This window comes from Magnetococcales bacterium (assembly GCA_015228935.1).
Classification (GTDB): domain Bacteria; phylum Pseudomonadota; class Magnetococcia; order Magnetococcales; family DC0425bin3; genus HA3dbin3.
Genome location: JADGCO010000122.1, coordinates 1 through 11,169, shown reverse-complemented (window position 1 = coordinate 11,169; position 11,169 = coordinate 1). Strand labels below are relative to the sequence as shown.

Sequence of the window (11,169 nt, the reverse complement as noted above, 5' to 3'; positions counted from 1 at the left end):
TGGGAGTTGTACGACAAGGCCGGGATTGCCGTCGCCGATGCCAGGGGCGCGGTTGAACTGGCCCGGGAAGAGGGCGAGGCGCGTGGTGAGGTCATTGGGTTGCGGAATGGCGAGATGCGTAACCTGTTGCGTTTGATCAGGCATCGTTTCGGAGCGGTGCCGGAGTGGGTCCCAGACCGGCTGGCGACCGCCGACCTGAAGACCCTGGAAACCTGGAACGAAAAAATATTGGTAGCCGAGTCGTTGCAGGCTGTTTTTCAATAGAGCAAAAGTTTCTGATTTTTTCAGGGGTTTCAATCTTGCCATCGTTTTCCGAGAGTCTGTCCAAGAACATGACAACTTCTGAAAATGGGTGAATAAAAAACATTTTTTGGATCTGGTTTATTCCACCCGACAGATCAACCCCTTGAGATACTCCCCTTCGGGGAACGCCAGGTTGACCGGATGATCGGCAGCCGGTCCCAGGCGTTCCAGAATGCGGGCGTCCCGACCGGCATCCAGGGCGGCATCGGCGACAATCTTGCGCAGCAGGGAAAACTCCAGATGTCCGGAACAGGAAAACGTGCAAAGAATGCCACCCGGTCGCAACAATTGGCATCCGAGGAGATTGATATCCTTGTAGGCGCGGGCGGCTTTGGGCAGGTGCGCGGCGGTTTCGGCAAATTTGGGAGGATCCAGGACAACCAGGTCAAAGTGCATGGCCTGATCACGAAGACGCCGCAAAATATCAAAGGCATTGCCCGGCAGATCCGTCACCCGGGTGGCATCATATCCGTTCAGGACCAGATTTTGCCGGCCAAGGGTCAGGGCGGCCTCCGAGGCATCCACCTGGGTCACCTGATCGGCCCCGGCGGCCAGGGCAGACAAGCCAAAACCTCCCGTATATGAAAAAACATTTAAAACAGAACCGCCCGCCACATACGCCCCGACCCGGGCGCGGTTGTCGCGCTGGTCCAGATAAAACCCGGTCTTTTGGCCCTGCACCAGATCCACCAGAAAACGTACCGCACCTTCCTGGATTTCCACCAAAGGCGGCGGGGCACGACCGGCCAGGGAACCGGTCCTGGGTGTCAATCCCTCCTTGCGCCGAACCTCCAGATCCGAACGTTCCCAGATGCCCAGATTGGGCATGATGTCGTTCAAAAGGTCAACAATCGTTGTACGCCACAATTCCGGACCCACGGCAGATATCTGCACAACGAGAAAATCGCCATAACGATCCACCACCAAACCGGGCAAACCATCCGACTCGGCATTGACCAGCCGCCAAGCCCGGGTGTGGCGCAACCCGGGCAATGTCCGGCGCAATTGGATGGCACTGGCCAAACGCCGGTGGAAAAACTCCCGGTCGATCTGGATGTCAGGGTCAAAAGACCAGACCCGGACAGGAATTCCAGAAGCCGGAGAGTAGGCACCCCAACCCAACAACTCCTTCCGGGCGGAGAAGATGGCCACCGTCTCTCCCGGGGCAGGAGCCTGTTGCACCTCGGCGATGGCTCCGCTGAAAATCCAGGGATGACGCCGTCGCAACGATTTATCGCGTCCGGGCTTCAGCACCACAGCAGCCATGGATTCACATCCCAAGCCTTCTCCCCTCCGGATGTCGCGCCAGAGAGGCGGAGATGTTCCGGAAGGGAGAAGCGTTGTCTTGACTCAGGTACCCAAGAGGGTATCCAGGAGGTTTCAGGTGTCCCAGACGATCCAACTGTTGTCTAGGGGGATCGAGGCGTTGGGATTGGCAGGCACCACCCGTGGCGTATAATGTTCCGCTGGCCGGTCGGCGGCAACTTCACCAACGTAGGAATACCCGTTGACCGCTCCCAGCAAGGGAAGATGACGCCGCAGATTGATGATGGTCGGGGCCTGTTTGGGATTGTCGGCAAACAGTTGCACGGCCACATGTTCGGCGGAAACATCGCCCAGGTAGACCGGGATGCTGAACCGACGCTGGCCATTGTCCAGATCCTCGATGATCCGTCTGCCAAAGCGCACGGTACCCCGTCCCCGATTCAACGCCCGACGCCAGGAGACGAGATCCCGGCCCTGCCGTCCGCCATTCTGGGAGCGTCTGGCATAGCCATCGGCCAGGGGAATATAATATTTTTCAGTATATTCCCGGACCATGCGGTTGGTGGAGAAGAAGGGGGTGAGACGGGCCATGCTTTCCCGCATGCGTTTGACCCAGGCCAGGGGAATTCCCTGGCTGTCGCGCTGATAAAAATCGGGCACAACCTCGTTTTCCAGCAGACGATAGAGTTCTTCCGCTTCGGTGGCGTCGAGGTGTTCGTTGTACTCTTCGGCGTGTTCCATGCCGTCGCCCAGGGACCAGCCCACCGCCGGATCATAGGCCTCGGCCCACCAGCCATCCTGGACGGAAAGATTGAGACCGCCATTGACCAGGACCTTCATGCCGCTTGTGCCGCTGGCTTCCCAGGGACGCCGGGGATTGTTCAACCAGACATCGACACCCTGGACCATGCGTTCGGCCAGGAGCATGTCGTAATCACTGATATAGATGGCCCGTTGCCGTACATCGGGCCGCCGGCAAAATTGCACCCAGGCCCGGACCATGTCCTGTCCAAACCGGTCGGCAGGATGGGCCTTGCCGGCAATGATCAACTGTACGGGACGATCCGGATGGTTCAGGATGCGTACCAGCCGGTCCGGATCCCGCAACAGGAGATTGGGACGCTTGTAGGTGGCAAACCGCCGGGCAAAACCAATCGTGAGAATATTGGCATCGAACAGGGGTTCGATTTGCAGGCGATCCGGGGAGACGGAACCGATCTGGTGTTGTTCGTCGTAGGAGCGCACATAGTTGACCAGACGATGGCGATTGTCCATGCGCAGGTGCCAGAGGTCGGCATCGGATTGTTTCCGGATGCGCTCTTCCATGCCCTGCAATTCATCGTCCCAGCGGTCATGACCGCAGGCGTTGTTCCAGAAGGTCAGGGAGGGCGCGGATTCCCAGGAAGGGACATGCACGCCGTTGGTGACATGACCGACGGGAATTTCGGTCATGGGCCATGCCGGGAACAGATTGACGAACAAACCCTGACTCACCTGACCATGCAGCCGGCTGACGCCATTGATGGCATGGCTGCCACGGATGGCCAGGTAGGCCATGTTGAACGGGGCATCGGGACCTTCATCCGCTCCCCGGGCAAGTTCCATCAAGGCATCCAGGGTGATATGCAATCCCTCGCTGGCATAGGTGCCCAGGTAACGCTCGACGAGATGCCGGGGAAAACGGTCGAAACCGGCCTTGACCGGCGTATGGGTGGTAAACAGGTTTCCGGCCCGGGTGACAGCCAGGGCTTCTTCGAACGTGACATCATGTGCCCGCATGAAACTTTTGGCACGAGCCAGGACCACCAGGGCGGCATGGCCTTCGTTCAGGTGACAGACATCCGGCTCGATCTTGAGGGCTTTCAGCAGATGCCAGCCACCGATGCCCAGCAGGATTTCCTGTTGCAGGCGTTGTTCCAGCCCGCCACCATAGAGTTCGGTGCTGATGCAGCGATCCATGGGGGAATTGAGGGGATCGTTGGTGTCGAGCAGATAGAGGGTGATGCCGCCGATGCGGGCCTGCCACACGCGCACCCAGACATTTCGGCCCGGGAACAGAGGAAGATGCAACCGCAACCATTCACCGCTGGCATCACGGACCTGGGTAACCGGCAATTCACTCGTATTGTTGGCCGGATACATGGCAATCTGGTTGCCTTCTTCATCCACGGCCTGCCGGAAATAGCCGCTCTGGTAGAGGATGCCCACCCCGGTCAGGGGAATGCCCAGTTCGCTGGCGGCCTTCAGGTGGTCGCCGGCCAGCAGGCCAAGCCCGCCGGAATAGATGGGCAGGGCTTCACTGAGACCGAATTCCATGCAAAAATAGACAATATTCTTCAGGGGCGATTCCCGGTGCCGACGCGCATACCAGAGTTCGCTGTTGGCAATTTTTTTCTGCGTCTCCAACAGGGAGTGTACAGCAGCATGGAACTCCTTGTTTTCTTTCAGTTTGTCCAGGGTCTGTCTGGAGACTGATTGCAGCACCAGCCAGGGATTGTGGGTCATGTGCCACACTTCCTGATTGAGTTGCTTCCACAGAGCGTCGGCTTCGTGGTTCCAGGAAAAACGCAAATCCAGCGCCAGATCGATCAGACCCTCCAGGCCCGATGGCAACATGGGATAGTAACGACTCAACGGGGTGGTCATGGCATTTCCTCTTGATCACTGATGATGCAGACCATTCTAAATGTCTGACTGCGAAAGACAACATTGGCAACAGAACCCTGTCCCGCTTCCGGAATGAGACAATCGATCCCGCTGGTTAAACCAGCCAATCTATAATAAAAAAAAACATTGTCAAGATTTCCATACAAAAAATCCATCTGCGGTTTGCAACGGGGATGGGTGCATAATGCAGGGGTGTTGCAGGTCAACAGGAGCTGGAGTCAATCAATATGGGTCCAAATATTGCGTCACCACTTGGCCACGGTTTGATGTGGGGTTGGGAAAAAGGGGATCAATCTCCCCATATTGTCGTCATGGCGGGACCGAACGGGGCAGGAAAATCCACCACGGCACCCATGTTGCTGCGACAATTTTTTGGCGTGGTCGATTATGTCAACGCCGACACGATTGCGGCGGGTCTTTCCGCCTTTGCCCCGGAAAAGGCTGCCAGACAGGCCGGGCGCATCATGTTGCGGGAGTTGCACCGTTTGCACGCCAAGGGAGGAAATTTTGCATTCGAAACAACATTGGCAACCCGCAGTTATGCTCCCTGGCTGATCAAGTGTCAAAATGAGGGTTATCGGGTCAACCTGCTGTTTTTGGCCTTGTCATCTCCCGATGTGGCCGTGGCCAGGGTTGCGGAGCGGGTCCGCAACGGTGGACACGATGTGCCCAGGGAAATCATTCGCCGCCGTTTTCATCGGGGTCTGGTCAATTTTTTCACCCTGTATCGACCGGTGCTGGATCGATGGTTTTTGATCGATAATTCCCTTGCAGCGCTCCCGGGGATTGTGGCATACGGTGGGCTTGGGATTGAGCCTATTGTCCCGCAGAGTGGTGCCTATGCGTTATTGGAGAAGCAATATGGCAGAAAATGAAGAGGAATATTGTCCACAGACCAGGGATGGAATCCAGACGTATGAAGCCCTTGCGGCGGCTGATTTTGCTGCCCGCATCCTGGCTGCCGTGGCGGAAGGGGGCCGGCGGGCCGCGCTGGAACACAAGCGGGCCGGAATTCCCATGGCGGAGTGCCGGGATGGTCGTGTGATCCTCATTCCCCCCGAAGAGATCCGGGTTCCCGAGGCACCGGCTTTTTTTCATCCATAAAATCTGTTCGTTTTTCTACGCCCCGCTGTTTTTCGCATCTCGTTCTCCGCTGTTTTTCCACCTGTCTGATCGCTCCCGTTCGCTTTGTTCCAATTCACTATTTTTTTGTGTGAAATAATCCATTCCGCATCACGATTCTGACGGTCATGATTCTGGCGGTGTTTGGGTGTCTCCTGAATCTTGCGCATGGCCTGGGTGGTGGCGTTTGTCCGTTTTTTCTTGAAACCGGCATGACGCGATGTCATGACCCGATCATGGGTACCAAAGGCCATTGCCGATGAGATGACAATCCTCCATTTCTCTTCCAGGGTTGACAGGTTTCAGAGGTTGTCCATTAACCCTCGGATAAAAAAATTGGAAAGTAAAGATTTTATTGGGGCTCCGCCCCAAACTTCGTTTTTTTTGAAATTAACAAGTTATTGGACAGCCTCTCAGCAAATCCGGATTTTCCAACATGGTTTCGATTGTGCATTCCAATCCGTACTCATGCCAAGCCATTTTCGGTCGGCGGATTTTGAGTTGCCGTTGATCACTGTCCATTCGAGTCCAATTGGATCCTGGCTGCTCTCTGACATGAAATCCGAACTGGAATCTTCATGGAAAAGTGTATATGGTATAAGCGGTTCAAGAAAAAAGGGGGTGAACACCATGGTGCGTTTCCTGAAAGAATCGAGTTTGAACACCAAATTGTCTGCCATGCTGGGGACCATGGCCGTCTTGTTGGTGATTGTGGCCCTGTCAGGAATCATGACGCAACCCGCAGGACCGGAAGTCGGGTCTGGCAATCGGGTTGTTGTGCTGATCTTGGTTTTTGTTGTTTCTCTCTTGGGTCTTGTTCTGGTGCATTGGCTGGGCCGACAGATTCTCCACCAGATCGGTACCTGCACGGAGATGGTGCGCAACCTGGCTGATGGGCAGCTCAATACCGATGCCATGCCGCCTGCCGGTCAGGATATCCTGGGCCAACTGACACAAGCTTTGCTCGATTGGGCGGCAAGCCAGGACAAGTCACGGCAGAATGAGACAAAACACGACCAGCAGTTCAAAAATATCATGAAAAATCTGGAAAAATCCATCCAGGATGCCGGCAGCAATGAAATCACGCTCCTGCAACAAACCCAAACCTCAGCCAAGATCACGGAACAAATTCTTGACAACCTTCAGGCCATGGCTGCGTCCATGGAATCCAATGATCGCGATTTGCATACCGTTTCCGCATCAGTCGAACAGATCGGCACCAATATGACGACCATTTCGGTGGCAGCCGAAACGACCAACACCGATCTGCATACCGTTGCGGCAGCATCGGAAGAGGCCAATACCAATCTGAGTCAGGTCCGGGAAGCAGCAGAGCGTTCCGGGGCACGTTTGCAGGCCGTGGCCGGCTCGGTCGATCACATGACTTCTACTTTGGGAGCCATCAAGGTCCTTTGTGCCAATGCCCGGGATGAATCCGAACGGGCCAGTGTCCAGGTGGCCAGTACCGCCGAAACCATGACCAAACTGTCGCACTCCACGTCTGAAATTGGCAAGGTGGTCGAGGTGATCAACGACATTGCCGAACAGACCAACATGTTGGCCTTGAATGCTTCCATCGAGGCAGCCGGGGCTGGCGAGGCTGGCAAGGGGTTTGCGGTGGTGGCCAACGAGGTCAAGGAGCTGGCCCGCCAGACCGGTCAGGCCACGCGCATGATTTCCATGCAGGTCAAGGAGATCCAGAGCAACACCCGCGAAGTGGTCGAATCCACCCAGAACGTCGTCAAGCTGGTTGACCGTATTCGGGATGCCAACGATGAAATTCTCGTCGAGGTGGAACAGCAAAACCAGACCATGCTGGACGTGGCCCAGGCCATGGCCAGTGCCTCGGCAGAAACAGGAGATGCCTTGCAGCGGCTGAGTGAGTCCGTCATCGGCATCGCGGATGTCAACCGCAATGTCCAGAACATTTCTGCTGGTATCGGCGATGTGACCCGCAATGTGACAGAGATGGTCGTTGCGGTGCAGAGTGTCCCGGCCACGATTGCCCAGGTTTCTGGAGTGGCCGTCGAGAGTTCCCGGCAACTTCAGGAAAGTATCCGCTTGGCCCGGGAGACGGTGACCCACGGTCAGAATATCGTGCAAACGGTCCAGGGTCTGAAAGGGACTCGTGATAAACTACGTAAATATATACAAGAACATTCTTATTGACGATTTCTCCGTTATACCGGTTCAGAGGCAAACCGCCAAACGATCCCTGCAAAATTGAATTTCTGGTTTTATTCAGCAGACAGAGAGTGTGCATGGAAGCAAGTCAGCAACGTCAGCAGAATGCATTCCATGCACATCTCAAACGGACCTTGGCCGATCAGTCACTCCAATTGGAATATTTACTGCAAAGCTTATCGAGTTTTGCGCCAGCAGTGGTCTCGGAAAATTTGGCCAGATCGCCTTTGAAATCTTCCGGTGTTTCATTCCACATGCAGATGCAAAATGCTTCTGCCTTGGATTGGCCATCAATCGGGCTGAGTTCCCCGCCGCCCTGCCATCTCTTCATGGCATAAATTTTGCAGTTCTTGAACTGGGCATCACCGGGAGGAACGGCATTGTATTGATCCGGGGCTGCCAACAAGGTTCCGCTTTGTGCAATCAGGGCAAGCCCGAACAAACCGACTTTGAGCATTTTCATGTGAAAAAAACCTCCAGTGGGTAGAAACGATACGGATTTAACTGTTGCTTAACAGTCCGAACGGATGATAATCAAACCGTACTCACTTGGAAAGCAAAATCTGATGAGTGGATCGGGGCGTGATCATTCGTGAAAGTTTTATTCAGATATCCCAGGAATGATGACGTACTGACCAAAAAATTATTCAGATAGCTCAAGTACGATTACGAACCAGCCAGCCTGTCATAGAAGCGGACCAGACTTTCCGTTCCCAGGTGAAAGGTGGGGAGATGGAGATTTTCGTTGGGACCGTGGATACGGGAGTCGGGCAAGCCAAAACCCACCATCAGGGTGTCCAGATTGAGAAGCTGTTTGAATTCGGAGATTACGGGGATGGATCCCCCTTCCCGTACCAGGAGTGGGGCAGTTCCGAAGCCTTCCTGCAAGGCGTGCCGGGCGGCCAGGACCGGGGGAATATCATCCGGTACCTCGATGGGACGGGCACCGCTTGGAAAACGGTGGACATGGAGCGTGACCCCAACTGGCGTGTGGGCATGGAAATAGTCTGTCACCAGGCGGACCATCTCTTCCGGATCCTGATCCGGCACCAGACGCAGGGAAATTTTGGCCTTGGCGACCGACGGAATGACCGTCATGCTTCCCTCTCCGGTGTAGCCACCATAAAGTCCATTGATTTCAAAGGTCGGTCGTAACCAGAGCCGTTCCAGAAGGGAATAATCCGGCTCACCCCAACCTGCCGTGACTCCCAATGCTGCCAGATAGGCTGTTTCGTCCAGGGAAAATTGTTGGAGTTGCTGACGGGCGGCGGGTGAGGGGGGACGAACCCGATCATAAAATCCCGGAATACCGATCCGTCCTTCAGGGTCTTTGACTGTGGCCAGCAACCTGGCCAACATTTCCAAGGGGTTGGCCAGGATACCACCCAGGGATCCCGAGTGCAGGTCTTCCCTGGGGCCGGTCAGGGTCAACTCCAGGTTGATCAGGCCCCGCACCCCCAGGCAGATGGCCGGCTGGCCGGGTGCCCACATGGCAGAATCGGAAATGACGACCCAGTCCGCCCGCAACAGGTCGGCATGGTTGACCAGAAAACGGGCCAGGTTGGGACTGCTGATCTCCTCTTCCCCTTCGATGAGAAACACCACGTTAACCGGCAGGGTACCGCGCTTTTTCATGATGGCTTCGATGGCCAGAATATGCATGAAAAACTGTCCCTTGTCATCCGCAGCCCCACGCGCATAAAGCCGGTCGGCACGCTGCTCCGGGACAAACGGCGGTGATTTCCATGCGGTCAGGGGTCCAGCCGGTTGCACATCATAATGGCCATAGATGAGAACGGTCGGTTGCCCGGGAGCATGCCGCCAGGAACCAACCACCAGGGGATGACCAGCGGTCGGGTAGACCTGGACCTCATCCATGCCGGCCTCGGTGAGGAGTTCAGCCACCCGGTTGGCGCATTGGGTCATGGCTGGACCAGCCTGCGCATCGTTGGATACCGAGGGAATGCGCAGCAAGAGGTCCAGACGGCGCAGATTGTCTTGTCGATGATCGTGCAGATGGTTGAGAATCGTTTGCATGGTGATCTACCTGTCAGCCGGTTTTTCCGGAATTCATTCCTGCCGGGCAATCGATGATGTCTTGTCTATGGGCCGGTTTCCTGGAATTTTTCTTGCCGGGCAATCGATGATGTCTCGTCTGTTGGCCGATTTCCTGGAATTTTTCCTGCCGGATGATGATGATGTCCTATCCCTTGGCCGATTTCCTGGAATTTTTCCTGCCGGATGATGATGTCCTATCCCTTGGCCAGTTCCCTGGGGTTTTTCTTGCCGAGCAATTGCGCACAATCTCGTGGCAATTCAGTCCAGATATCGGGCAGTTCCAGGTATACCACCGTGGCTGTCTTGATGATGCCGAACTCTGGCGGGTACTCTTCGTTTCCGGTATCGGACAGGCCACCTGAATGTGAGTTGGCGACGGCGTATCGATGGATGTTTTCCGCACTGACCAGGTGGGTCAACAGCATTTCCAGTCCCGGATTGTGTCCTACCAGCAAGGTGCATTGGGATGCAGGAGGCACAACGGCCAAAACCCGCAACAATTCGCCGACTCCTGCTTCATAGATTTTGGGTTGCCATTGGATGGTGTCCGGGTTGATTTTCAGGGCGGTACACACTTCGATGACGGTTTGTCGTGCCCGTTTGGCTGGCGAGCTGACCACAAAATCCGGTTGCATGCGTTCGGAAAGCAGCCACTGGCCCATGCGCGGGGCATCCCGCCAGCCTCTTTTGGCGAGGGGACGGTCAAAATCGCTGTGTGCCTGGGCATCCCAATCCGATTTTGCATGCCGCATGATGATCAGGCGTCGCGCCATGTATTGACTCCTTTTCAAACCCCTTTTTCGACCTTCCGGACCTGGAACAGGGCCAGGACCAGACACCCCACCGCCCAGAGCAGGGAGACGCCCAGGGCCAGATAATAATCCGGGCGCATCAGGAGGGCACTGCCGGTTTCGTGCAGGGGCAGCCGGATCAATTGCAGGGCATGGGTGACCGGATTGGCCATCATGATCCACCACATCCATCCGGGCAGGTGATTCATGGGGAAAAGCGCTCCGGAAAGCATCCAGAGGGGCATCAGAAAAACGGACATGACGGCATGGAAACCGGCGGTGGTCTCCATGCGCCAGGCCATCAGGAAGCCGAGGGCTGTAAAGCCCAGTGAACCAAGGATCAAGCCCAGCAACAGCAGGAGGGTATTGCCCAGACCGACATGCATGCCCAGAAAGGGGGCCGCGATCAACAAAACCAGGCTTTGTGCCAGGGCCACGCCCATGGCTCCCAGAACCTTGCCCAGGACAATGGCCATACGCGACACCGGTGCCACCAGGACTTCCTGCAACAAGCCTTGCTGGCGATCCTCGATGATGGTGATGGTGGAGAATATTCCGGAAAAGAGCATCAACATCATCAGGATACCGGGATAAAAATATTCCAGATAGGTGACATTTTCCAATCCGGGTGCCTTGAAGGAGGCCGAAAAACCTGTGCCCAGAAACAACCAGATCAGCAGGGGTTGGGCCAGACTTCCCACCACCCGATGGGGTTGGCGAAAAAAGCGCACCAGTTCCCGACCGGCCAGGGATCGAACCACGCGCATCATGATTTTTG

10 protein-coding genes are annotated in these 11,169 nt (G+C 55.8%); 4 read left to right on the top strand and 6 right to left on the bottom strand.

Annotation, left to right across the window (positions count from 1 at the left end):
* A partial coding sequence (locus tag HQL65_18495) for a cytosolic protein (protein MBF0138227.1) occupies positions 1-264 on the top strand: 264 nt, incomplete at its 5' end.
* 117 nt (positions 265-381) lie between these two features.
* On the opposite strand, the gene HQL65_18490 is transcribed toward HQL65_18495, so the two are convergent.
* A complete protein-coding gene (locus HQL65_18490) occupies positions 382-1,569 on the bottom strand; it encodes a class I SAM-dependent methyltransferase (GenBank protein MBF0138226.1) in 1,188 nt (395 codons plus the stop codon).
* Between the two features lie 114 nt (positions 1,570-1,683).
* Positions 1,684-4,215: an alpha-glucan family phosphorylase gene (glgP, locus tag HQL65_18485; protein ID MBF0138225.1), complete on the bottom strand. Its 2,532-nt coding sequence runs from the start codon at positions 4,213-4,215 to the stop codon at positions 1,684-1,686.
* A 287-nt stretch (positions 4,216-4,502) separates the two neighbouring features.
* Here glgP and HQL65_18480 point away from each other — a divergent pair, with 287 nt between their 5' ends.
* The 3 genes from HQL65_18480 to HQL65_18470 all read left to right on the top strand — a co-directional run bounded on the left by HQL65_18480 (position 4,503) and on the right by HQL65_18470 (position 7,527).
* Positions 4,503-5,111, top strand: a complete 609-nt coding sequence (locus HQL65_18480) for a zeta toxin family protein (protein ID MBF0138224.1) — start codon at positions 4,503-4,505, stop codon at positions 5,109-5,111.
* Positions 5,098-5,340, top strand: a complete 243-nt coding sequence (locus tag HQL65_18475) for a hypothetical protein (protein MBF0138223.1) — start codon at positions 5,098-5,100, stop codon at positions 5,338-5,340. Before HQL65_18480 ends, HQL65_18475 begins: the two co-directional genes overlap by 14 nt.
* A gap of 639 nt (positions 5,341-5,979) precedes the next feature.
* Positions 5,980-7,527 carry a HAMP domain-containing protein gene (locus HQL65_18470; protein MBF0138222.1) on the top strand — a complete coding sequence of 516 codons (1,548 nt, stop codon included), beginning with the start codon at positions 5,980-5,982 and terminating at the stop codon, positions 7,525-7,527.
* Between the two features lie 157 nt (positions 7,528-7,684).
* Here the strand turns inward: HQL65_18470 and HQL65_18465 are convergent, their stop codons facing one another.
* The 4 genes from HQL65_18465 to HQL65_18450 all read right to left on the bottom strand — a co-directional run bounded on the left by HQL65_18465 (position 7,685) and on the right by HQL65_18450 (position 11,161).
* On the bottom strand, positions 7,685-8,005 hold the full coding sequence (locus HQL65_18465) for a hypothetical protein (GenBank protein MBF0138221.1): 321 nt from the start codon (positions 8,003-8,005) through the stop codon (positions 7,685-7,687).
* Positions 8,006-8,208: 203 nt separating this feature from the next.
* The gene (locus tag HQL65_18460) at positions 8,209-9,579 is read right to left on the bottom strand and encodes a dipeptidase (GenBank protein ID MBF0138220.1); all 1,371 of its coding nucleotides are present in this window, start codon (positions 9,577-9,579) and stop codon (positions 8,209-8,211) included.
* Positions 9,580-9,794: 215 nt separating this feature from the next.
* Entirely contained in the window at positions 9,795-10,373 is a 579-nt protein-coding gene (locus tag HQL65_18455) for a histidine phosphatase family protein (GenBank protein ID MBF0138219.1), read from the bottom strand.
* Between the two features lie 14 nt (positions 10,374-10,387).
* Positions 10,388-11,161 (bottom strand): ABC transporter permease, encoded by a 774-nt coding sequence (locus HQL65_18450; GenBank protein ID MBF0138218.1) that lies wholly within the window; start codon positions 11,159-11,161, stop codon positions 10,388-10,390.
* Between the last annotated feature and the right edge of the window lie 8 nt (positions 11,162-11,169).